This window comes from Pseudomonas sp. KH_027 (assembly GCF_057838565.1).
On the sequence record NZ_CM174470.1, the window covers coordinates 1,253,812 to 1,274,328 of the forward strand.

At 61.1% G+C, this 20,517-nt stretch carries 23 protein-coding genes and 1 tRNA gene; 8 read left to right on the forward strand and 16 right to left on the reverse strand.

Going from position 1 to position 20,517, the window contains the following annotated elements; translation table 11 throughout:
* Positions 1-44: 44 nt before the first annotated feature.
* The gene (locus AC3IYG_RS05845) at positions 45-1,532 is read right to left on the reverse strand and encodes a leucyl aminopeptidase (protein WP_489312820.1); all 1,488 of its coding nucleotides are present in this window, start codon (positions 1,530-1,532) and stop codon (positions 45-47) included.
* Between the two features lie 283 nt (positions 1,533-1,815).
* Between AC3IYG_RS05845 and lptF the strand changes: the two genes are divergently transcribed.
* Both lptF and lptG read left to right on the forward strand, forming a co-directional pair.
* The gene (gene lptF, locus AC3IYG_RS05850) at positions 1,816-2,937 is read left to right on the forward strand and encodes an LPS export ABC transporter permease LptF (protein ID WP_489312821.1); all 1,122 of its coding nucleotides are present in this window, start codon (positions 1,816-1,818) and stop codon (positions 2,935-2,937) included.
* Positions 2,930-3,991, forward strand: coding sequence for an LPS export ABC transporter permease LptG (gene lptG / locus AC3IYG_RS05855; protein WP_489312823.1), 1,062 nt, complete (start codon positions 2,930-2,932; stop codon positions 3,989-3,991). Before lptF ends, lptG begins: the two co-directional genes overlap by 8 nt.
* A gap of 55 nt (positions 3,992-4,046) precedes the next feature.
* Here lptG and AC3IYG_RS05860 read toward each other — a convergent pair whose 3' ends face one another.
* The 15 genes from AC3IYG_RS05860 to AC3IYG_RS05930 form a co-directional block, all read right to left on the reverse strand.
* Positions 4,047-4,538, reverse strand: coding sequence for an RDD family protein (locus AC3IYG_RS05860; protein ID WP_489312824.1), 492 nt, complete (start codon positions 4,536-4,538; stop codon positions 4,047-4,049).
* A gap of 117 nt (positions 4,539-4,655) precedes the next feature.
* Positions 4,656-4,868 carry a cold-shock protein gene (locus AC3IYG_RS05865; protein ID WP_119955978.1) on the reverse strand — a complete coding sequence of 71 codons (213 nt, stop codon included), beginning with the start codon at positions 4,866-4,868 and terminating at the stop codon, positions 4,656-4,658.
* Positions 4,869-6,176: 1,308 nt separating this feature from the next.
* A complete protein-coding gene (locus AC3IYG_RS05870) occupies positions 6,177-9,092 on the reverse strand; it encodes a DUF927 domain-containing protein (RefSeq protein ID WP_489312826.1) in 2,916 nt (971 codons plus the stop codon).
* 2 nt (positions 9,093-9,094) lie between these two features.
* Positions 9,095-9,337 carry a hypothetical protein gene (locus AC3IYG_RS05875; RefSeq protein WP_489312827.1) on the reverse strand — a complete coding sequence of 81 codons (243 nt, stop codon included), beginning with the start codon at positions 9,335-9,337 and terminating at the stop codon, positions 9,095-9,097.
* A complete protein-coding gene (locus AC3IYG_RS05880; protein ID WP_489312828.1) occupies positions 9,334-9,609 on the reverse strand; it encodes a DUF3077 domain-containing protein in 276 nt (91 codons plus the stop codon). The genes AC3IYG_RS05875 and AC3IYG_RS05880 overlap by 4 nt, the downstream gene beginning before the upstream one ends.
* Positions 9,606-9,842, reverse strand: a complete 237-nt coding sequence (locus tag AC3IYG_RS05885) for a hypothetical protein (RefSeq protein WP_489312830.1) — start codon at positions 9,840-9,842, stop codon at positions 9,606-9,608. The genes AC3IYG_RS05880 and AC3IYG_RS05885 overlap by 4 nt, the downstream gene beginning before the upstream one ends.
* The gene (locus AC3IYG_RS05890; RefSeq protein ID WP_489312831.1) at positions 9,839-10,012 is read right to left on the reverse strand and encodes a hypothetical protein; all 174 of its coding nucleotides are present in this window, start codon (positions 10,010-10,012) and stop codon (positions 9,839-9,841) included. Before AC3IYG_RS05890 ends, AC3IYG_RS05885 begins: the two co-directional genes overlap by 4 nt.
* Positions 10,013-10,394: 382 nt before the next feature.
* Positions 10,395-10,679, reverse strand: a complete 285-nt coding sequence (locus tag AC3IYG_RS05895) for a hypothetical protein (RefSeq protein ID WP_489312832.1) — start codon at positions 10,677-10,679, stop codon at positions 10,395-10,397.
* Positions 10,680-10,722: 43 nt separating this feature from the next.
* Complete coding sequence (locus tag AC3IYG_RS05900) at positions 10,723-11,409, reverse strand: hypothetical protein (protein ID WP_489312833.1); 687 nt, start codon at positions 11,407-11,409, stop codon at positions 10,723-10,725.
* A complete protein-coding gene (locus tag AC3IYG_RS05905) occupies positions 11,406-11,750 on the reverse strand; it encodes a helix-turn-helix transcriptional regulator (RefSeq protein WP_489312834.1) in 345 nt (114 codons plus the stop codon). Before AC3IYG_RS05905 ends, AC3IYG_RS05900 begins: the two co-directional genes overlap by 4 nt.
* Positions 11,750-12,031, reverse strand: a complete 282-nt coding sequence (locus AC3IYG_RS05910) for a helix-turn-helix domain-containing protein (RefSeq protein WP_489312835.1) — start codon at positions 12,029-12,031, stop codon at positions 11,750-11,752. Before AC3IYG_RS05910 ends, AC3IYG_RS05905 begins: the two co-directional genes overlap by 1 nt.
* 156 nt (positions 12,032-12,187) lie before the next feature.
* Positions 12,188-12,490 carry a pyocin activator PrtN family protein gene (locus AC3IYG_RS05915; protein ID WP_489312836.1) on the reverse strand — a complete coding sequence of 101 codons (303 nt, stop codon included), beginning with the start codon at positions 12,488-12,490 and terminating at the stop codon, positions 12,188-12,190.
* Positions 12,451-12,774 carry a hypothetical protein gene (locus tag AC3IYG_RS05920; protein ID WP_489314005.1) on the reverse strand — a complete coding sequence of 108 codons (324 nt, stop codon included), beginning with the start codon at positions 12,772-12,774 and terminating at the stop codon, positions 12,451-12,453. Before AC3IYG_RS05920 ends, AC3IYG_RS05915 begins: the two co-directional genes overlap by 40 nt.
* Before the next feature lie 2 nt (positions 12,775-12,776).
* Positions 12,777-14,018: a tyrosine-type recombinase/integrase gene (locus tag AC3IYG_RS05925; protein WP_489312837.1), complete on the reverse strand. Its 1,242-nt coding sequence runs from the start codon at positions 14,016-14,018 to the stop codon at positions 12,777-12,779.
* Between the two features lie 166 nt (positions 14,019-14,184).
* Positions 14,185-14,269, reverse strand: a tRNA-Leu gene (locus tag AC3IYG_RS05930).
* A 109-nt stretch (positions 14,270-14,378) separates the two neighbouring features.
* Here AC3IYG_RS05930 and queA point away from each other — a divergent pair.
* The 6 genes from queA to AC3IYG_RS05960 all read left to right on the forward strand — a co-directional run bounded on the left by queA (position 14,379) and on the right by AC3IYG_RS05960 (position 20,455).
* Positions 14,379-15,428, forward strand: coding sequence for a tRNA preQ1(34) S-adenosylmethionine ribosyltransferase-isomerase QueA (gene queA / locus AC3IYG_RS05935; RefSeq protein ID WP_489312838.1), 1,050 nt, complete (start codon positions 14,379-14,381; stop codon positions 15,426-15,428).
* A gap of 14 nt (positions 15,429-15,442) precedes the next feature.
* The gene (tgt, locus tag AC3IYG_RS05940; protein ID WP_489313847.1) at positions 15,443-16,558 is read left to right on the forward strand and encodes a tRNA guanosine(34) transglycosylase Tgt; all 1,116 of its coding nucleotides are present in this window, start codon (positions 15,443-15,445) and stop codon (positions 16,556-16,558) included.
* A 38-nt stretch (positions 16,559-16,596) separates the two neighbouring features.
* On the forward strand, positions 16,597-16,935 hold the full coding sequence (gene yajC / locus AC3IYG_RS05945) for a preprotein translocase subunit YajC (protein WP_489312839.1): 339 nt from the start codon (positions 16,597-16,599) through the stop codon (positions 16,933-16,935).
* Positions 16,936-16,997: 62 nt separating this feature from the next.
* Positions 16,998-18,866: a protein translocase subunit SecD gene (gene secD, locus AC3IYG_RS05950; protein WP_489312840.1), complete on the forward strand. Its 1,869-nt coding sequence runs from the start codon at positions 16,998-17,000 to the stop codon at positions 18,864-18,866.
* A gap of 9 nt (positions 18,867-18,875) precedes the next feature.
* Positions 18,876-19,787: a protein translocase subunit SecF gene (gene secF, locus AC3IYG_RS05955; protein ID WP_489312841.1), complete on the forward strand. Its 912-nt coding sequence runs from the start codon at positions 18,876-18,878 to the stop codon at positions 19,785-19,787.
* A gap of 125 nt (positions 19,788-19,912) precedes the next feature.
* A complete protein-coding gene (locus tag AC3IYG_RS05960) occupies positions 19,913-20,455 on the forward strand; it encodes a glycine zipper 2TM domain-containing protein (RefSeq protein WP_489312842.1) in 543 nt (180 codons plus the stop codon).
* The last annotated feature ends 62 nt before the right edge of the window (positions 20,456-20,517 follow it).

Consider the following 20,517-nt stretch of genomic DNA (forward strand, 5'->3'; position numbering starts at 1 on the left):
GCCAGCCTGAGCGCCGCCGCTTATGCGGTGAGGGCCAAGCAGCATCAGTTGACTCGATCCAGCAGGTACTGGGTCAGCAGCGGAACCGGTCGCCCGGTCGCGCCCTTGTCCTTGCCGCCGCTGATCCAGGCGGTGCCGGCGATATCCAGGTGCGCCCAGTGGTACTTCTTGGCGAAGCGCGACAGGAAGCAGCCGGCGGTGATGGTGCCGGCTTTCGGCCCACCGATATTGGCGATGTCGGCAAAAGGGCTGTCCAACTGCTCTTGGTATTCGTCGAACAGCGGCATTTGCCAGGCGCGGTCGTCAGCGCTTTGGCCGGCTTTGAGCAACTGCTGCACAAGCTCGTCGTTATTGCCCATCAGGCCCGAGGTGTTGCTGCCCAGTGCGACGATGCAGGCCCCGGTGAGGGTGGCGATGTCGATCACCGCTTGCGGCTTGAAGCGTTCGGCGTAGGTCAGGGTGTCGCACAGCACCAGGCGGCCTTCGGCGTCGGTGTTGAGAATTTCCACGGTCTGCCCGGACATGGTGGTGACAATGTCGCCCGGACGGGTGGCGCTGCCGCTCGGCATGTTTTCGGCGCAGGCCAGCAGCCCGACCAGGTTGATCGGCAGTTGCATGTCGAGCACCGCCTTGAAGGTGCCGAGCACGCTGGCGGCGCCACACATGTCGTATTTCATCTCGTCCATGCCAGCCGCCGGCTTGATGCTGATGCCGCCGGTGTCGAAGGTCACGCCCTTGCCGACCAGCGCATAAGGCTGTTCGCTCTTCTTGCCGCCGTTGTACTGCAGCACGATCAGCCGTGCCGGCTGATCGCTGCCCTGGGACACGGCGAGGAAGGCGCCCATGCCCAGTTCTTTGAGTTTCTTCTCGTCGAGTACGTCGACTTTCAGATTCTTGTGGGTTTTGGCCAGCGCTTTTGCCTCTTCGGCGATGAAGCTCGGGTGGCAAAGGTTTGGCGGCAAGTTGCCAAGATCGCGGGTGAACGCCATGCCCGCGGCAATCGCCTGGGCCTGGGTGGCGGCGCGTTCGACGTCGGCCAGCGTGGCTTTTTCGGTCAGCAGCGTCAGTTTGCTCAGCGCCCGGGCTTCGCCTTTCTGGCTCTTGAAGCGCTCGAAGCTGTAGTCATTATCGGCCAGGGTTTCCACCAGCAAACGGGTTTTCCCGTAAGCGTCGCGACCTTTGACGTGCAACTCATCCAGTGCGAGCACGGCGTCTTTGCCGCCTAAGCTCTTCAATACGCCTTGTACTGCCGTGATCAATTTGCGCAATTGGCGGTCAGAGAGTTCGTCTTCCTTGCCGCTGCCAACCAGCAGTACGCGCTCGGCCTTGAGGTTGGGCAGGCTGTGCAGGAGCAGGGTTTGGCCAAGCTTGCCGGCCAGGTCGCCGCGCTTGAGCAGGGCGCTGAGGGCGCCGTCGCAGGCGTTGTCAACGGCCTTGGCCGCTTCGCTGAGCGTGCGGCCTTCGCCAATGGCGACAACCAGGGTGGCGGTTTTCAGAGATTCCGGGCGTGCACTTTTGACAACGAATTCCATGGCGAGGTGTCCCCAAGACAACAGGTCGGTATTACAGGATAATGCGGCGTTTAGGTTGTCTGAAAACTACTGAGCTCGGTGATGCGGCGTTAGAAACAGGTTCGGACTGCTCATTTACAGCACGTAAACTGCGCGTCCTCGCCTGTTTTTGCCTTGCCTGACCTTCGTTCGCTGCGTTTTCAAACACCCTGATATTTTTTCGGTGGCCCGCCTCAGGCGGGCTGGCAACAGACGGCTAGTTTGAGCTTAGCCGCCTGAGCCTGACAACCCTGGAGTGTCTGGTTTGATCGTCTTCCGTTATCTGTCTCGCGAAGTGCTGGTGACCTTGAGTGCGGTGAGTGCCGTGCTCCTGGTGATCATTATGAGCGGGCGCTTCATCAAGTACCTGGCCCAGGCTGCACAGGGCGCGCTCGATCCGGGCGTGTTGTTCCTGATCATGGGCTTCCGCTTGCCGGGCTTTTTGCAGTTGATTCTGCCGCTGGGTTTGTTTCTCGGCATTTTGCTGGCTTACGGACGGCTCTATCTCGACAGCGAAATGACGGTGCTGTCGGCGACCGGCATGAGCCAGCAGCGTCTGCTGGGCTACAGCCTGGTGCCGGCGCTGTTGGTGGCGCTGCTGGTGGCTTGGCTGAGCATGGGGTTGGCGCCGCAAGGGGTGGCCCAGGTGGCGAAGATACTCAACGAGCAGGATGCGCTGACCGAGTTCGATACCCTGGTGCCTGGGCGTTTCCAGGCAATGAAAAGTGGCTCGCGGGTCACCTATACCCAGGATATGTCGGCCGATCGCAGTGAGCTTGGCGGTATCTTCATCTCGGAGAAGCGTCTTTCCAAGGCCGGTGACAAGGAGCGGGGCATCACGGTGTTGGTCGCGCAGAAGGGGCGCCAGGAGATTCAGGCCGATGGCAGCCGCTACCTGATCCTGGAAAACGGTTACCGCTATGACGGCAACCCTGGCGAGGCCGATTACCGGGCAGTTCAGTACGACACCTATGGCGTGTTGCTGCTCAAGCCGGAGGTCAGCAGCGAGATCAGCGAGCGCGAGGCGATTCCCACCCGTGAGCTGATTGGCAGTGATGATCCGCGGCATGAGGCCGAGTTGCAGTGGCGACTGTCGATTCCGCTGCTGGTGTTTGTCGTCACCTTGTTGGCGGTACCGTTGTCCCGCGTCAATCCGCGCCAGGGCCGCTTCCTCAAGCTGTTGCCGGCGATTCTCCTTTATATGGCTTACCTGTCCCTGCTGATCGCCGCGCGCGGTGCCTTGGACAAGGGCAAGATTCCCCTGGGGCTCGGGCTCTGGTGGGTACACGGGGTGTTTTTGTTGATCGGTCTGGCATTGCTGTACTGGGAGCCGTTGCGCCTGAAGTGGGCGGGTCGTCGTGCTGCGCGGGAGCTGGCTCATGGTTAGGTTGGATCGCTACATCGGCACCAGTGTGTTCTTCGCGATTCTCACCGTGCTGGGCATCATCGTCGGCCTGGCCTTGCTGTTCGCCTTTATCGACGAGTTGGGTGATGTCGAGGGCGGCTATGGCCTGGGGGATGCCGCCTGGTATGTACTGCTGACATCGCCGCGGCGGGTGTACGAGATGTTGCCGATGGCGGCCTTGATCGGCTGCCTTATCGGCCTTGGCAATCTGGCCAGCAGCAGCGAGCTGACCATCATGCGTGCGGCGGGCGTTTCGGTCGGGCGCATCGTTTGGGCAGTGATGAAGCCGATGCTGGTGCTGATGCTGGTCGGCGTCTTGATCGGCGAATACCTGGCGCCTTGGAGCGAGAACCTCGGGCAGGCCAGTCGCTCCATGGCGCAAGGTGGCGGAGCGGCGCAGAGTGCCAAGCGTGGCCTTTGGCATCGTCAGGGTGATGAGTTCGTGCATATCAACGCTGTGCAACCCAATGGCGTGCTCTACGGGGTAACGCGGTATCAGTTCGATGATCAGCGCCATCTGCAGTCCTCCAGCTTCGCCAAGCGCGCGCTGTATCAGGGCGATCATTGGCAGTTGGAAGATGTGGCGACCACCAAGTTTCATGAGCGCAGCACGGAATTGCTCAAGTCACCCAGTGAGCGCTGGGATGTCCAGTTGAGCCCGCAGCTGCTGGGTACCGTGGTGCTCGAGCCCGAGGCGTTGTCGGTCACCGGGCTGTGGCGGTACATCCAGTACCTGGCCGAGCAGGGCCTGAATAATGGCCGTTACTGGCTGGCTTTCTGGACCAAGGTGTTGCAACCCCTGGTGACCGCGGCGCTGGTGTTGATGGCGATTTCCTTCATCTTCGGGCCATTGCGCTCGGTCACCCTCGGGCAACGGGTGTTCACCGGTGTGCTGGTGGGCTTTGTGTTTCGCATCGCCCAGGACCTGCTCGGGCCTTCGAGCCTGGTGTTCGGCTTTCCGCCGTTGCTGGCAGTGCTGATCCCGAGCGTCATCTGCGGCTTGGCCGGTATCTGGATGCTGCGCCGAGCGGGTTGACGGCTCGGGTATGAAAAAGCCGGCTGTTGGGGCCGGCTTTTTCATGGGTGTCGGTTTACTTCTTTTGCTTGGGTAGCTGCACCAGCCGTGAGTCGGAATACATGTCGTGCCAGCTGCGCTTCTGCTTGTCCCAGAGCATCCAGACAAAGCCCAGGCCCAGGCACAGCCAGGAAGCGATGGCGACGATGAAGCGCAAGAGCGCCTGCCACAAGGTAATGGCGGAACCGTCGGCGTTCTGCACGCGAACCCCCCAGACCTGCATGCCCAGTGTCTGGCCCGAGTGTGTCCAGAACTTGCTGAAAAACCCGAACAGGCTGAACACCAGCAGGGTGGAAAGAATCGGGTCGCCGTTCAGCGCGCCGCTCTCGGCCATCGCCTTCAGGCGCTCTGCGCCGAAGATCAGTCTCAGAACGATCTGCTGGTAGGCCAGGGTTACGACCATCAGCAGCGCCACGCAGAGTAGCGAGTCATAGAACATTGCCGCCAGGCGTCGAGGCAGGCCGGCAATGGGGAAGTCGCCTTGTGGGCGTAGCTGGTGTTTCGGCATGACAGAGGGCTCGCTGCGCAAGAGGTGCTGGATTCTACCGGCACTGGAGACAAAAGACCTGGGCACAAAAAAGCCCCTGATGTTGCCATCAGAGGCTTTTTCGTTCAGGCGCAGGCGTTAGGCCAGGACTTGAACCTGGTCGGCCTGCAGGCCTTTTTGACCTTGAACTGCGACGAAGCTAACGCGTTGGCCTTCTTTCAGGCTCTTGAAGCCGTTACCTTCGATAGCGCGGAAGTGTACGAACAGATCCGGACCGCTTTCTGGAGTGATAAAACCAAAACCTTTCTCGTCGTTAAACCACTTGACGGTACCGTTCTGACGATTCGACATATCTTATTTCCTTGGAGCTTGAGTTGATGACAGCCTCTTGTATGGAAGAGTGCTGGACTGGTTGCAGGGGGTAAGAGCAGTCGGGCGGGATGTAGCAAATCGAAGGATCTACTGCATCAGGTCACGCTTCAAAAGCGACCCATGCAAACACAGTCGAGGAACTCTACGCTAACTCAAAGATGAAAAACAAGCCCCGAAAAAGGCAGAGTAAAGCGTTGTAATGTGCCTGTTTACGCGGCTTTCAGGCTGCTTCGGCGAGGGTTGCGCGGTAGCGCGCGAGGGGCTATTGCGAGGCTTGAGAGCGTCTGGGGCAGGGCGTGAATTCATTACCCCGCATTTGCGCCAGGCATAAAAAAAGGCCTTGATAATCAAGGCCTTTCTTCAAGCGTTTGGTCCGAGGGAGACGCTAACTTTCCAGTAATTACTAGGCTTGTAGCGGTGTTGTGTGGCTGGGGATACATGCAGGGATACACGGTGCCGGCTGCTGGCCTATTTTCTGGTCAATCCTTAACCAATTACAACGCTGCTTGACCCCCCCCCATATAAATTCTTGGCGCCACGGTAAACTTGGCTCCCCCCGTCGTTCGGCGCCAAAAAGCCATAGACTCTCGACCCACCCCACCCTGTATACAAAGACAGACATCCAGGTGCTCACAACAGCTAGAGAGAAAACATGGCTCGAATTACCCGTGTAGGGGTACCCCCCATCGGGAGGACCCTTGCACAACATAACTGATCTAATGGTTAACCTAGGATTTCACCCTGTTAACCAATTTCACCAGTTCACTAACCTACCGGGGTGGGCGCTAACAAATCGGCGGGGCTCGAATTACCCGTGTGACTACCATCGGAGCAGGGGCCCCCGGCCTCGGTGTGTGCTCGGATCGTGAGGCTGGCTCATCCATAGCACGGCGCGGTGCATAGACTCTCTCCGCTGCTGGCACCTGCCCCTAACGGGGCGTCGGGGGCGTGCTAACCCGTACCTGGCGAATATCCGGTGTTCTTGGTGTTCTTGGTGTTCCGTAAGTGCTACAGGTCAGGAGTGGCGGGGCCTGTAGCTAAGGAACACCAACGCATAAAAGGCAGAACACCAAGCCCCAAGAACGCCAAAGGTGTTCCATGGTCAGGCGAGAGTAATGGAACACCGAACAGACAGCGGGAGCGGATCGTAGGTGCAGGGATGATGGAACACCTGACTGGGTAAAGCAGGCCAGCAGGTCAGGGCGGGGCGTTATCTAGCCAGCGGTGCGGGGCTGGTTGTCATCAGTAGGCACCCGCTGGCAGGGTGCCAGCGGGTGAGCAGAGAGGTTAGGCCGCAGCGGCCAGCGCCTCGGGTTGATCGTCAAACAAGGCGCTACCACTGACCACGTAAGCGCGACCCTTGGGCATACCGGGTAGCGTCACGGATTGCGCGGCCTTGCCATCGCCGCCCGGCTCCAGAATCCCACGGGCTACCAACTCTCGGTTAACGTTGCGCAGGTTCATGCCCTTGAACACTTCGTCACGCCAGGTGGTGGCCAAGAAGTAGTAGGTCACCGAGGTGTAGAGCGAATCACCCACGCCATGTTCCATGGTGCGGCGAAATCCAAGGCGGTCGGTGGTGCGCGGGGCGTGGTCGTCAGTCTTGGCGGCGATGGCATCCCAGCGAGTAAAGCGGTTTTCACCGTAGCGCTCAGCCACACCGCGCAGCCTGGCGACGATGGCGTCACCTTCCAGATTCCCGGCGCCGCCACGTTCAGCCAGCCAAGCGTCCAAGCATGCCCGCGCCGCAGCGGTGGCCGTGCCATCTGGCCAACCTGTTACACCAAGCGCAGTGGCCAGCTCTCCCGCTGCGGCAGCCAGGCCGAAGCGGGTGGCCGCTCGATGGGCCTGGCCGCTGGCGCTGGCCGGTAGCGCATCGGCGGCGAAGCGTTCCAGGGTGTTGCGCAGGATGGCGGTATAGCCGCGCAGCTTGCCGGGTTCGCAGAGGGCCGACAGGAAAGCAGTCAAGGGCGCGCCGTAGTATTTTCCGACCCTGGCCTTGAGCGCGTCAGAGAGGGCGGCGGCATCCTCAAAACCATGCAGCGCCTCGAACATGCCCAGACCCTTGCCGGCGTCCGCAGGCACGGCCAGCAAGCGCACTTCCATGCCGGCCTTCAATTCCTTGTGAGCCTCGGCCATGTGTTGCGCCAGGGTCTTTTCCCCGGTGGAGAGGAACAGCAGGCGCCATTCCTGAACCGCTCGGCCCGCCTGGCCCCGGTCATTGGCTCGCGCCTTGCCGGTGCCGTTGCCGAGCATGTACACGGTTTCACCGATGATGCGCGGGTCACACATGCCGATCTCATCCAGCACCAGCACCCCGTCCGAGTGGGCGGCGGCGATGGACTCCAGGGCGTTATCGGTTGAGCGCCAGGTGCGTACCAGGCGCGGCCCGCCGTAGATCGAGGCGGCCACTTGCAGGTGCGTGGTCTTGCCGCCTGAGCTGTCGCCGTACAGGTGGAAGCCGCCCGATTCCTGCCCCAGCAGATGCAGCAGTGGCCCGGCGAAGGCCACGCACACAACAAAGGCCAGGCGGTGATTGCCCACGCACAGCGCGCCTATTTGCTGCTGCCATTGTTCCAGGCTGCCGGCCTGGCTGATCGGCGGCAACTGGGCGCCGGCATCGTAGAAGTGCAGGTGCTCAGTGCTGGCGCCTATCTGCTGCTCAGGCAACAGGTAGGCATCACCATGCCAGCCCAGGCGCGTGACCAGGCGGGAGCGCTCGGCGCTGTCGTAGCCTTGCAGGTAGCTTTGCAGGTCGTTACGGGTGTTGCGCCCCGAGCGACTGCCAGCCAGGCGCAGGCCCATGTTTACCAGCGGCGCCAACACCTCCTTGCCGAAGTCGCCGGCCATGCTGCTGGCGGAAATGTTCAAGCGTTTCTTACCGCCGTCCGGGTCGTCGAACTCCACCAGCAAGCCCCAGTTGTGGCCCTTGTCGTCGCGGGTGCGTGCGAGGATTTCCAGACGGGAGCAAACGGGCCGGGCCTCGCCATCGTCGCCGGCATAGAACACCCCGTCCGCCGTCACGCGAAAGCCGCCGGGTAGCGTCTCCGCTTTGGGTTTGGTCTTCGCCTTGTGGCTGCTGGTTGGCTTGGCGAAGGGCGTTTCGGCAACCGGCGCCGCTGGCGCCGCTGGTGCTGGTGCCAGGGCGAACAACTCGGCGCTGCGCTCCAGCTCGGCCAGATGGGCAGGCGTCCAGCCCTTGGCCGCTGCGTCGGCGGCGTCGTCACCTTCGGCCCATTCGCCACCGGCTGCAAAGGTCGGCGTGTCGCCAGTGAGGCCGGGGCGCTGGCTGAATACGGTCAGCGCCAGCACGCGCACAGAGGCGGCGCCAAGCTGGCGCAGGTGGTCGGCCAGGGCATCCATGCAGGCCAAACCCGGCGCGTCATTGTCTGGCCACAGCAGCACGTCACGCCCGGCCAGTGGGGCAAAGTCAGCCTTGCGCCAAGAGTTGGTGCCGTTCGGCCAGCAGGTCGCCACGTAGTGGGGCAGCAGCTCGGCAGCGGCGTCGGCGGATTTCTCCCCTTCGCACAGCACCACGGGATCGGCGTAGCGTTTGGCCAGCTCATCCAGGCGCAGCAGTGGGCGCGGCTCGGGCAGACCCTGCCAGCGCCATTGCGGTGCGCCACCATTGGCAGGTTGGCACCAGGTCAGTGGGGCGAACACTTTGCGCGGGGTGCCGCTGGCATCCGGCCCCAGGTCGAAGCGATAGAGCGCCATCAGGGGAAGGGCTTCGGCGTTTTTGTAGATCCACACCTTCGAGGGCTGGCCGTGCTGGCGATGCTTCGCCGGAACTTTGCGCATCGCGTCGTCAGGGATCGGCAGCACCGCCACCCACTCCGGCGCCTTGGCCTTGCTAGGGCCGGCCAGCGCGGGGCTGCTGGTGCTGGTGGCCGTGACGCCCAGGAAGTCCGCCAGCTTGTTGCAGGCATCTACATCGGTGCCGCCGTCCAGGTAGCGCACCAGGTCGATTAGGTCGCCGCCCTTTTCGCCGGTGGCGAAGTCACACCAGGTGCCCTTAGCCAAACTCACCTTGAAAGAGCCGGCATGCTTGTCGGCGCGCCGTGGGTTAGGGGCGGTGTATTCCTTCCCGCCGTCCGTAACCTTGCCGCCTGGCAGCCAGCGCCCCAGCACTTGCGAAATTGCACGCAAGGCTGCGGCCTTCACCTCGGCAAAGGTGGGGTGTTTTGGTTTTTGCTCAGCCATGCTCAGCCCCCCCCGTCAAGGTTTACAGGGGCGGCAGTCAGCTCGGTATAACGTGCGGTGCAGGTATCAACTAGCCGGTTAAGCGCGTCGGCATTTTCGGCAGCGCTCAGCAGGCCAGACGCACGCAGAGCATGAATGCTGTCAAGGCCGGCTCGGCGCAGCAAATCAAGGTTGGCCACATCGAAGGCGGCGGCAGCTTGCTTAATGTAATGCTCTGCAATCTCAGTAGCTTTGCTAGTGCTCATTCGTCACCCCCGGAGAGCAAGGCACCAGATGCACAGGCATCAACCAGAGCTTTGGCCATCTCGGCTAGGTAACTGGCTGCGAATGCATCTCGGCGATGGTCAACGCTTACGCAATCACTACCAATTACCACCGTGAGCCGTTCGATAGACTCCAGCAGGTTGCTGGCCTGCTCCAAAGCATCGTGCAGCGGTAGGCCGGGGTTTACTGAAAAAAGGTGGCGCCCGCTGATAGCGTGGAAGCCAAGGGCAGCAGTAACAGGGCGGCGGCTCATGAGCGCACCTCCCCAGCCATGCGGGCCGCTTCAATGCGCAATTTCTCAGCATCAACATCCAGCATATTGGCGAAGTCATCCGCGATATAGCGGCCAGCCCTGGCCACGGCTGCAGCGTCTGCTGGGTCAATCGAGCGCATGGCAGGAAACAGGCCGCGCAATATGGCCATCGCATCGCTGGCCCCATTCAATTGGGCCTCACAATCAAGCATGGTTTGACGATGGGCGTTCATTGCGCACCCCCTACAACTTCCAGGGCGCGGGCTTTGGCCATCGCAGCGTTGTAGCGGGCCAGGCGGACGGAGAGGGACGAATCAGCATGCAGCGCGGCGATAGCGCGGGCCTTCAGAGAGGCGGCGTGCTGTTGAATGGCGGACGGATTGAGGGCGTGCGAGTGCTTCATGGGTACGGCTCCTAGAGTTGAGGAACCGCCACTAATCGTCGCCAAACGATATTGGGTGGCGGCTGTGCGCAGGTTGGCGAACCGGGACTCTAGGAACCCGGCATACCCGAGGGTATCCCGCGCACAGCCACCATAAAGCGAAGCAGCAGGCACAAAAAAAGCGCCTACTTTCGATACGATGGCGCTTGTGCGCCTAGAGTTGATCGGGTCGCCAAACCCGTCCGCTGATTTTGCAGCGACGGGGGCAGAGTAGCGCGGTGTTTTGGGGAGTGCAACAACGGCCAGGCGGCGAAGGGCTTGCGCGGCCATCGGCCACGGCATAGATTGAGCGTGCATATTGATTCATCTCCTACGCCCCGGCAGCCACCGGGGCGTTTTCGTTTCAGGCGTGGAGGTCGAAGCGCAGGGCCAGCAGGGGCAGGCATCTGGCGTGGATGAGTTCGCGGCCTTGTCGGTAGGCGTCGGCCTTTTGTTCATCGGCAAGCACCACGGCGCCGAGGTGGCCGGCATGCAGCGCCAGCGCGCACCAAGTGCCATCGGGCCAGCTCAGCAGCACTACTCGGGCGCCGCGCCGTTCCTGCTGGCGCCGGTAACTCTCCAGCCGTCGCAGGCAGGCGGCAGACAGACCAACGTGGTGGATAAGTTCGAAGGCATGCAGTTGACTCATGCTTGGGAACCCGGCCACGTCGGGCTGGCTTGGGCGGCGGTCATCAGGCAGCCCCCAGCATCAGTGCCAGCAACGGCGGGTTGCCCACGTCACCACGCAACCAGGCAGAGACGGCGTCATCCTTGGTCTTTTCCGTTCGGTACTTATCTGCCAGCGCGGCGCGGCGTACTGCTTCAGCCTCGCTCAGCCAGTGCGCAAGGTCGGGTACTTCTGCTGGTGCTGCGCCCGACGCGGAAGGCCACGGCAGATCAACACCTGGCAGCTCAGTCCCTCGATTGCAATGGGTGACGGCGGCGCGATAACTGGCCTCGGTAAATTTGCGTTCTTCCTCTAAGTCGTGGGTCTCGTGCGTGGCCCATACAGCGGGGTCATTCGCATAGCCGTTGGGTTGCGCAAGCCTATGAATGACCCAGCGCTTAAGCTGGCCTGAACTGGCCATGCTATTCAGTCGGGCGGGCTTTATCGCAAATTGCCCCAGCCCTTCCACGTTGCCGTATTCCCTCGATTCAGCACGGGCCAGCAGGTGGCGCAATTCGTAGGGGTGCGGTTCCAGTGGCACGCGATAGCCATCGGCGTTAAGAAACACAGCCTCTTCGAGTTCCAGTGGGTTGCAGCAGATCGTCACGATAGAGCGCGCCCGCCAGTTCATACCCTCGGGGTTTGGTGGCATAAAGCCAATCCCGGTGTGGTCGCAGTAGGGGCCGTCGAAAGGTGCGCGGCGGTAAGTCATGCGGCCACCCCGCGTGCGGCAATGCGGCCACGAACCCAGCCTTGTACCTCGCCCAGCACGAACGCCACCGGGGCGCCTCTGGCGGTGCTGCTGCTCAGTGGCACGGGCCTGGGGAAGGTCGGGTCATCCTTCAAGCGCTTGTACACCGTGGCACGAGCGAGGCCTGTTAGCGCCTCAAGTTCAGGCATCCGAATCAAGGTGGTGGCGGGGTCAAAGGCATGTGCTGGTGCGCTGGCCTTGCTGGTGCTGGGGCGCAGCGGTTGAACATTACCGGTCAGCGGTGTTGGGGCGGACGGCAGAGGGCCGGCAGGAATGGGGCGGGGTTGCTTGGGCTTGGTCATTACGCGGCCCCTTTCATCGGAGCGGTGGCGCCGGGATACAGACGGCTTTGCAGCCAGGCGGCCAAGTCGGCTCGACGGTAGCGAATGCGAGCGCCGCAACGAATAAAGGGCAGGGCATAACGCCCGGTGCTGCGCCAGGCGGCTAGAGTCCTGGCCGATACGCCCAGCACCAGTGCGGCATCTTCCGGCTGGAGTAGATCGGTGGGGTTAAGGGTTATATCAACGGCGGCGCGACGGTGTTGAAGTGCTGCCAAAGTTGGCGGCTGGGCGGTGATGTTCATAGCTGTTTCCCTGTGTTTATGGATACAGGGATAGCTATCTATTCAGTTTCTCTGCGAATGGGAATAACGTTTTTTTCTCTGTCGAACAAAACCGTGTTCAACTCAGTTGAACACAGTTCAACCGTGTTCGTGCCAAACTGACCAGACGAACGGTCATCAGCTTTCGGGCGAATCTCTACGCTCATGGGACTGACCAATTAGGTCAATCCAGTCTGCTAGGTCGTGCAGGTACACAACCCATTGAGCCCGCTGACCCCAGTCTGCCTTGACCACGCGCAGCGATATGCGTCCCTCTCGAATGATGCGTAGCAGATAGCTTGTATTCCCAATATGGGGCAGGTATTCGCGCCTTACCTGCTCCAGCGGAATACACACCCCTCCGTACTTACGGCGAAGCGTCCCAAGGGTTGACCTGTCTGTCATCGGTAACCCCAGGCCCCAGTCGCGGGCGGCAGCCATGCGCCGAAATGCAACACCGAGCGAAGCGAAAGGCGGCCAACAGGGCAGAACAGGCGCCGTGTTGTGTTCTCGCAGTGGTGGTGATGGCGCCGCTCAATCAGGGCGGCGGTGTTCTGCTTGCGGCCCGTCTGCTCGGAACACCTTTGGTGTTCTTGGGGCTTGGTGTTCCGCCTTTCGTGCGTTGGTGTTCCGTCGCTGTAAGCCACATCGTTACTGGCTTGCAGCGAATAGGGAACACCAAGAACACCAAGAACACCGGATTTTTGAGGGGTGCGGGTACACATACCTAAACCACCTTGCCGAAGTTGCCTTGCACCACGTTGCCGGCGGCCAGTGTGTCCAGGTGGTCGGCGTACCATTGCATCATGGTCGTGCGCTGTTCCAGGTACTGGGCCTTGTTGTAGATACCGGATATGCCCTCTTCCTTGTGGGCCAGTTGCGCCTCGATGTGATCTTTCTGCCAGCCGTTTTCGCGTAGCAGGGTGCTGGCGGTGTGGCGGGTGCCATGCCCGACCAGGCGACCTTTATACCCAATGCCGGCGAACACCTTGTTGATGGTGTTTTCACTGATCGTCGGGTTCTTCGGCCCTACGCCGGGGAACAGCCAGCGGCTACGGCCTGTCACTCGGTGGAGTTCGCGTAGGGCATCGAGTGCCTGGCGGGGTAGGGGTGCCACATGATCCCGGCGCATCTTCATCTTGGCGGCGGGTGTCGTCCAGGTGGCTGCGGCGAAGTCGATTTCTGCCCACTCTGCCAGGCGCACCATACCGGGCCGGGATGCCGTCCAGATGCAAAGCCAGGCGGCAGTCTTGGCCGGCAGGCGGCTGGTGGTGGTTTTCAGTGCGCGGATGAACTCCGGCAGTTCGGGCTCCAGCAGGTGTGGGTGTTGTTGGGTTTTGGGGGCGGGGGCGGCTATATCGCGCAGCCTGCTGGCCGGATCGTTCTCCGTCAGCCCCAGGCCGATGGCTCGGCCAAATATCTGATTGACCCAGGTGCGGCACTTCTCGGCAACGTTATGGGCGTCGCGGGCTTCGAGTGAGGCTTGCAGGGCGGCGCAGTCGGTGCGGGTGATTTCGTCCAGCTGCTTGTCACCCAGGGCGGGGAGTATGTCCTTCTCCAGATAGGTGCGGATCTTGCTCAGGGTGGAGTCGGCCAGCCCTTTATCGACTTTGGCTTTGAGCCAGCCATCAGCAGCCACGCGGAATGTCCGGGTCTTGGCTGTTTCAATGGCAGTCTTGTCGGCGAGCTTTTGTTCCTGGGGGTCAATCCCGTCGCTGATTAGCTTCCTCAGCTTGTCGGCTTCCTCGCTGGCGCGCTTAGCGCTCACTTCGGGGTAACTGCCTAACCCCATCCATGCCCACTTGCTTGCCGCGTTCTTGTAGCGGAGCTGCCACGATTTGCCGCCGTTCGGCTTCACCCGGAAGTAAAGCCCGCGCTCATGTAGTTCTCGATATTCCTGTGCGTCTGGCTCAAGGCTGCTCAGCACGGTGTCAGCCAGCGGGCGGCGCTTGATCTCGGAACGCTTCATGTTATGTATCCCAAAGTTAGGGGTTTTCCCCAGGATACAAGGTGGGATACACGGAGGGAAGGTATAGGGGGAGATAAGGAGATACAGCCAGAAACAACAAAGCCCGCACTAGGCGGGCTTTGCAGGGTGTTTCGTAGACTGTCAGAGACAGGTCGAAACAGGTATTTGGTGCCCCGAGGGAGACTCGAACTCCCACTCCTTTCGAAAACGGATTTTGAATCCGCCGCGTCTACCGATTCCGCCATCAGGGCATATTCGGCGCGCAGTATAGGGAGCACGTCGGCCCTGGTCAATCGTGTTGCGTGGTCAAATTGAGGTATTTCCGTTAAACTTCGCGGCCCTGCAAAATGACCTCCCATCATGCGTGTTGCCGATTTCAACTTCGAGCTGCCTGAGTCCCTGATTGCCCGTCACCCGTTGGCCGAGCGCGATGCCAGCCGGTTGCTGACCCTGGATGGCGAGACGGGGGCGTTGGCGCACCGCCAGTTCACCGATCTGCTGGAGTATCTACGTCCTGGCGATTTGATGGTGTTCAACAATACCCGGGTGATTCCGGCCCGCCTGTTCGGCCAGAAGGCTTCCGGCGGCAAGCTGGAAGTGCTGGTCGAGCGGGTACTCGACACGCGCCGGGTCTTGGCCCATGTGCGCTCGAGCAAATCGCCCAAGCCGGGCTCGCGGATTCTGCTCGATGGCGGCGCCGAGGCCGAGATGTTGGCGCGGCATGATGCATTGTTCGAGCTGCGGTTCAGCGAGGATGTATTGCCGCTGCTGGATCGCGTCGGCCATATGCCGTTGCCTCCCTATATAGATCGCCCGGACGACGCGGCGGACCGTGAGCGCTACCAGACGGTATACGCCGCGCGCGCCGGCGCGGTGGCGGCACCCACGGCGGGGCTGCATTTTGACCAGGCCTTGCTGGCGGCGATTCGCGCCAAGGCGGTAGAAATCGCCTTCGTCACGCTGCACGTTGGTGCGGGTACCTTCCAGCCGGTGCGCGTCGAGCGCATCGAAGATCACCACATGCACAACGAGTGGCTCGAGGTTGGCCAGGATGTGGTGGATGCCGTTGCCGCCTGCCGTCAGCGCGGTGGTCGGGTGATTGCCGTCGGTACCACCAGCGTGCGCTCGCTGGAAAGCGCCGCGCGCGATGGTCAGCTCAAACCTTTCAGTGGCGACACCGACATTTTTATCTACCCGGGGCGCCCGTTTCATGTGGTCGATGCCTTGGTGACCAATTTCCATCTGCCCGAATCCACGTTGTTGATGTTGGTCTCGGCGTTTGCCGGTTACCCGCAAACCATGGCGGCCTATGCGGCCGCCATCGCCAACGGCTACCGCTTCTTCAGTTACGGTGATGCGATGTTCATTACCCGCAATCCCGCGCCGCGCGGACCCGAGGATCAAGCATGACCCGCACCAGCCGTATGTCCTTCGAGTTGTTGGCCACCGATGGCAAGGCGCGCCGTGGTCGCCTGACCTTTCCGCGTGGTGTCGTCGAGACGCCGGCTTTTATGCCGGTCGGCACTTACGGCACCGTCAAAGGCATGCTGCCGCGCGATATCGAAGCGATCGGTGCGCAGATCATCCTGGGCAACACCTTCCACCTGTGGTTGCGGCCCGGCACCGAGGTGATCAAGCGCCACGGCGACCTGCATGACTTCATGCAGTGGCAGGGGCCGATCCTCACCGACTCCGGTGGTTTTCAAGTGTTCAGCCTGGGCGCCATGCGCAAGATCAAGGAGGAAGGCGTGACCTTCGCCTCGCCGGTGAACGGCAGCAAGGTGTTCATGGGGCCCGAGGAGTCGATGCAGGTGCAGCGCGACCTGGGCTCAGACATCGTGATGATTTTCGATGAATGCACGCCGTACCCCGCCGATCTCGATGTGGCGCGGGTCTCCATGGAGCTGTCGCTGCGTTGGGCCAAGCGCTCGAAAATCGCCCATGGCGACAATACGGCGGCGCTGTTCGGTATCGTCCAGGGCGGCATGCACCAGGATCTGCGCATGCGTTCGCTCGATGGCTTGAGCGAGATCGGCTTCGACGGCCTGGCGATTGGCGGTCTGTCGGTAGGTGAGCCGAAAGAAGAAATGATCCGCGTACTCGATTATCTGCCTGGGCAGATGCCAGCCGACAAGCCGCGCTACCTGATGGGGGTTGGCAAACCCGAGGATCTGGTCGAAGGCGTGCGCCGTGGGGTCGATATGTTCGACTGCGTGATGCCGACCCGCAATGCGCGCAACGGTCACCTGTTCGTCGATACCGGGGTGTTGAAGATCCGTAATTCGGCGCACAAGCACGACGATTCGACGCTCGATCCGACCTGCGACTGCTACACCTGTCAGAACTTCTCCCGCGCCTATCTGCATCATCTGGATAAATGCGATGAAATGCTCGGTAGCATGCTGAATACCATCCACAATTTGCGCCATTACCAGCGCCTGATGGCTGGTTTGCGTGAGGCTATTCAACAGGGTACATTGGCCGCCTTCGTCGATTCCTTCTATGCCCGACGCGGCCTTAGCACCCCGCCGCTGGACTGATAAATCAACTTTCTAAGACCCTTTAACAGGAGTGTTATATGAGCTTTCTGATCCCCGCTGCTTTTGCGGATGCTGCTGCACCGGCTGCCGCTGGTCCTGCCGGTACTGGTTTCGAGTGGGTTTTCCTGGTCGGCTTCCTGGTGATCTTCTATCTGATGATCTGGCGCCCGCAGGCCAAGCGCGCCAAAGAGCACAAAAACCTCATGGGCAACCTGCAGAAGGGCGATGAAGTGGTCACCTCCGGCGGCATCGCCGGCAAGATCAACAAAGTCACCGATGACTTTGTCGTGATCGAAGTGTCGGACACCGTTGAGCTGAAGATTCAGAAAGCGGCGATTGCCGCCACGCTGCCCAAGGGCACGCTGAAAGCCATCTAACTTCACATTTTTACCATTCGACGGGGCGCTAAAGGCGCCCCGCGTCATAAGCGGGCGGCGTCATGCTGAACAAATACCCTCTGTGGAAATACTTGCTGATCCTGGCAGTGCTGGCGATCGGCTTCATTTACTCCGCGCCCAACCTTTATCCAGACGATCCGGCGATCCAGATCACCGGGGCGAGCACGGCGCTGCAGGTCGGGCAGGCGGACCTGGATCGCGTGAGTAAGGCGCTGACAGATGCCGGTATCGCGGTCAAGGCGTCGACTCTGTCCGAGAAGGGTAATGGCGGGCTGGTACGCCTGCTGAAGAAGGAAGACCAGCTGCCGGCCAAGGATGTGGTGCGCAAGGCGTTGGGCGACGACTATGTGGTGGCCCTGAATCTGGCGCAAACCACGCCTAACTGGCTGCGTGGCCTGGGTGCGAGCCCGATGAAGCTGGGTCTGGACTTGTCCGGTGGCGTGCACTTCCTGCTGGAAGTGGACATGGACAAGGCGCTCGACGCGCGGCGCAAGGTTTACGAGGGTGATGTGAAGAGCCTGCTGCGCAAGGAGCGTCTGCGTTATCGCAGCCTGCCGGAGCAGAATGGGGCGATTCAATTGGGTTTTAGCGATGAAGCCACGCTGGAAAAGGCCCAGGACCTGATCCGCAAGGACTTCACCGACTTCCAGCTGACCGCGAGCGAGCGCAATGGCTTGCAGGTGCTGCGCCTGGAAATGACGCCGGCCAAGCTGGCGGAGATTCGCGAGTACTCGATCAAGCAGAACCTGACCACTGTACGCAACCGCGTCAACGAGTTGGGTGTCGCCGAGCCGCTGGTACAGCGCCAGGGCGCCAACCGCATCGTGGTCGAATTGCCGGGCGTGCAGGACACTGCCGAGGCCAAGCGGATTCTCGGCAAGACCGCCAACCTGGAGTTCCGTCTGGCTGCTGGCCAGGATGCGACCAAGGCGACCACCGAATCCTTTGAATTCCGCGAGCCGGGTCGTCCGGCCGTACCGTTGGAGCGTGGGCTGATCATCACCGGCGATCAGGTGACCGATGCCCAGGCCAGCTTCGACGAAAACGGTCGTCCGCAGGTGAATATCCGCCTCGATGGGCATGGCGGCGAGCTGATGAACCGCGCGACCCGCAATAACGTCGGGCGCAGCATGGCGGTGATCTTCATCGAGCAGAAACCCATGACCCGCTACGTCAAGCAGATGGTCGACGGGGTGGAGAAGGAGGTTGCGGTACAGACCTTCAAAGAAGAGAAAAAGATCATCAGCCTGGCGACCATCCAGTCGCCGCTGGGCAGCCAGTTCCGTATCACCGGGCTGGAAGGCAAGGGTGAGTCCTCTGAGCTGGCCCTGCTGCTGCGGGCCGGTGGCCTGGCGGCACCGATGTACTTCGCCGAAGAGCGCACCATTGGCCCGAGCCTGGGTGCTGACAACATCACCAAGGGTATCGATGCCTCGCTCTGGGGCATGTTGCTGGTCTCGCTGTTCATCATTGCCATCTACCGCTTCTTTGGCGTGCTGGCCACGGTGGCGCTGGGTCTGAACATGGTCATGCTGCTGGCGCTGATGTCCTTGTTGGGCGCCACGCTGACGCTGCCAGGTATCGCCGGTATCGTGCTGACCATGGGTATGGCGGTAGATGCCAACGTGCTGATCTTCTCGCGGATTCGCGAGGAAATCGCCAATGGCATGTCAACGCAGCGTGCCATTCATGAGGGTTTCGATCGGGCCTTCACGGCTATTCTCGACGCCAACCTGACCACCTTGCTGGTGGGTGGCATTCTGTTCGCCATGGGTACCGGTCCGGTGAAAGGCTTCGCGGTAACCATGTCGCTCGGCATCTTCACCTCGATGTTCACCGCCATCATGGTGACCCGTGGCATGGTCAACCTGATCTTCGGTGGTCGTGACTTCAAGAAGTTGTGGGTTTAAGGGGCCGCTATGAAACGTACGATTAAGTTTATGGCCGTGCGCAATATTGCGTTCGGCGTCACGCTGTTTCTGACCGCCATGGCGCTGTTCAGTATGTTCTACAAGGGCCTCAACTATGGCCTGGACTTCACCGGCGGAACGCTGATCGAGCTGACCTACGAGCGCCCGGCCGATCTGGTCAAGGTGCGCGAGCAACTGGCCAAGGCCGGCTATGAAGAGGCGGTGGTGCAGAGCTTCGGTGCCACTACCGATTTGCTGGTGCGTATGCCGGGTGATGATCCGCAGTTGGGTACCCGAGTGGCTGAGGCGCTGCGCCAGGTTGGCGCGGATAACCCGGCGCAGGTCAAGCGTGTCGAGTTCGTTGGCCCGCAGGTGGGTGAAGAACTGCGCGATCAGGGCGGTCTGGGGATGTTGCTGGCCCTGGGCGGGATCATGCTCTACCTGGCGTTCCGCTTTCAGTGGAAGTTTGCGGTCGGCGCCATCGTGTCGTTGGTTCACGACGTGGTGGTGGCGGTCGGGATCATCTCGTTCTTCCAGATCACCTTCGACCTGACGGTGTTGGCAGCGGTGCTGGCGATCATCGGCTATTCCTTGAACGACACCATCGTCGTGTTCGACCGCGTGCGGGAAAACTTCCGCGTGCTGCGCAAGGCCAGTCTGATCGAGAATATCGATATCTCCACCACTCAGACGTTGCTGCGCACCATGGCAACCTCGATTTCGACCCTGCTGGCCATTGCGGCTTTGTTGGTGTGGGGTGGCGATAACCTGTTTGGTTTCTCTATTACGCTGTTCATCGGTGTGCTGGCGGGTACCTACTCATCGATCTATATCGCCAACGTGGTGCTGATCTGGTTGAGCCTGAGTGTTGAGGATCTGATCCCGCCGGTCGCGACCGAAGAGGTCGATGAGCGTCCCTGATTGATGCCTGTGCCAAGGTTGCCGTGTGGCGACGGGCATTGGTTGGGAACTTGGGCCCTATGCTGTGCTCCAAGGCTAGGAGTGGAACGTATCAATACCTGTTTGAAGCGAACCAGGAGGTTCAAGTGAACAAGTCAATGCTCGTTGGTGCAGTGCTCGGCGCGGTAGGCGTTACCGCAGGTGGCGCTGTGGCTACTTACAGTTTGGTTGGTGGCGGCCCCGAGTACGCTGAAGTGCTTGCTGCTGAGCCGATCAAGGAAACCATCAAGACGCCGCGTGAGGTCTGCAAAGACGTCGCCGTGACCCGGCAGAAGCCGGTCAAAGACCAGCATCAGGTCGTCGGTAGCGTGTTGGGTGCGGTAGCCGGTGGTTTGCTTGGCAATCAGGTGGGTGGCGGCAGTGGCAAGAAGATTGCCACCGTTGCGGGTGCGGTTGGCGGCGGTTATGCCGGCAACAAGGTCCAGGAAAACATGCAGGCCAACGACACCTACACCACCACTGAGACGCGCTGCAACACCGTGACCGATACCAGTGACAAGCTGGTGGGTTACAACGTCAAGTATCAGCTGGATGGCAAGATCGGGCAGGTCCGCATGGACCGTGATCCGGGCAGCAAGATTCCAGTCGACAAAGATGGACAGTTGGTGTTGGGGCAGGTTGCCCAATAGTTCGAATGCCAATAGCGTGGATGCAAATAAAAAGCGCCTTTCGGGGCGCTTTTTTATGGGCA

Coding starts and splice junctions, on each gene's coding strand:
- AC3IYG_RS05845 (WP_489312820.1), bottom strand. CDS start 1,532: ATGGAATTCGTTGTCAAAAGTGCACGCCCGGAATCTCTGAAAACCGCC.
- lptG (WP_489312823.1), top strand. CDS start 2,930: ATGGTTAGGTTGGATCGCTACATCGGCACCAGTGTGTTCTTCGCGATT.
- AC3IYG_RS05860 (WP_489312824.1), bottom strand. CDS start 4,538: ATGCCGAAACACCAGCTACGCCCACAAGGCGACTTCCCCATTGCCGGC.
- AC3IYG_RS05865 (WP_119955978.1), bottom strand. CDS start 4,868: ATGTCGAATCGTCAGAACGGTACCGTCAAGTGGTTTAACGACGAGAAA.
- AC3IYG_RS05870 (WP_489312826.1), bottom strand. CDS start 9,092: ATGGCTGAGCAAAAACCAAAACACCCCACCTTTGCCGAGGTGAAGGCC.
- AC3IYG_RS05875 (WP_489312827.1), bottom strand. CDS start 9,337: ATGAGCACTAGCAAAGCTACTGAGATTGCAGAGCATTACATTAAGCAA.
- AC3IYG_RS05880 (WP_489312828.1), bottom strand. CDS start 9,609: ATGAGCCGCCGCCCTGTTACTGCTGCCCTTGGCTTCCACGCTATCAGC.
- AC3IYG_RS05885 (WP_489312830.1), bottom strand. CDS start 9,842: ATGAACGCCCATCGTCAAACCATGCTTGATTGTGAGGCCCAATTGAAT.
- AC3IYG_RS05890 (WP_489312831.1), bottom strand. CDS start 10,012: ATGAAGCACTCGCACGCCCTCAATCCGTCCGCCATTCAACAGCACGCC.
- AC3IYG_RS05895 (WP_489312832.1), bottom strand. CDS start 10,679: ATGAGTCAACTGCATGCCTTCGAACTTATCCACCACGTTGGTCTGTCT.
- AC3IYG_RS05900 (WP_489312833.1), bottom strand. CDS start 11,409: ATGACTTACCGCCGCGCACCTTTCGACGGCCCCTACTGCGACCACACC.
- AC3IYG_RS05905 (WP_489312834.1), bottom strand. CDS start 11,750: ATGACCAAGCCCAAGCAACCCCGCCCCATTCCTGCCGGCCCTCTGCCG.
- AC3IYG_RS05910 (WP_489312835.1), bottom strand. CDS start 12,031: ATGAACATCACCGCCCAGCCGCCAACTTTGGCAGCACTTCAACACCGT.
- AC3IYG_RS05915 (WP_489312836.1), bottom strand. CDS start 12,490: ATGGCTGCCGCCCGCGACTGGGGCCTGGGGTTACCGATGACAGACAGG.
- AC3IYG_RS05920 (WP_489314005.1), bottom strand. CDS start 12,774: ATGTGTACCCGCACCCCTCAAAAATCCGGTGTTCTTGGTGTTCTTGGT.
- AC3IYG_RS05925 (WP_489312837.1), bottom strand. CDS start 14,018: ATGAAGCGTTCCGAGATCAAGCGCCGCCCGCTGGCTGACACCGTGCTG.
- queA (WP_489312838.1), top strand. CDS start 14,379: ATGCGTGTTGCCGATTTCAACTTCGAGCTGCCTGAGTCCCTGATTGCC.
- tgt (WP_489313847.1), top strand. CDS start 15,443: ATGTCCTTCGAGTTGTTGGCCACCGATGGCAAGGCGCGCCGTGGTCGC.
- yajC (WP_489312839.1), top strand. CDS start 16,597: ATGAGCTTTCTGATCCCCGCTGCTTTTGCGGATGCTGCTGCACCGGCT.
- secD (WP_489312840.1), top strand. CDS start 16,998: ATGCTGAACAAATACCCTCTGTGGAAATACTTGCTGATCCTGGCAGTG.
- secF (WP_489312841.1), top strand. CDS start 18,876: ATGAAACGTACGATTAAGTTTATGGCCGTGCGCAATATTGCGTTCGGC.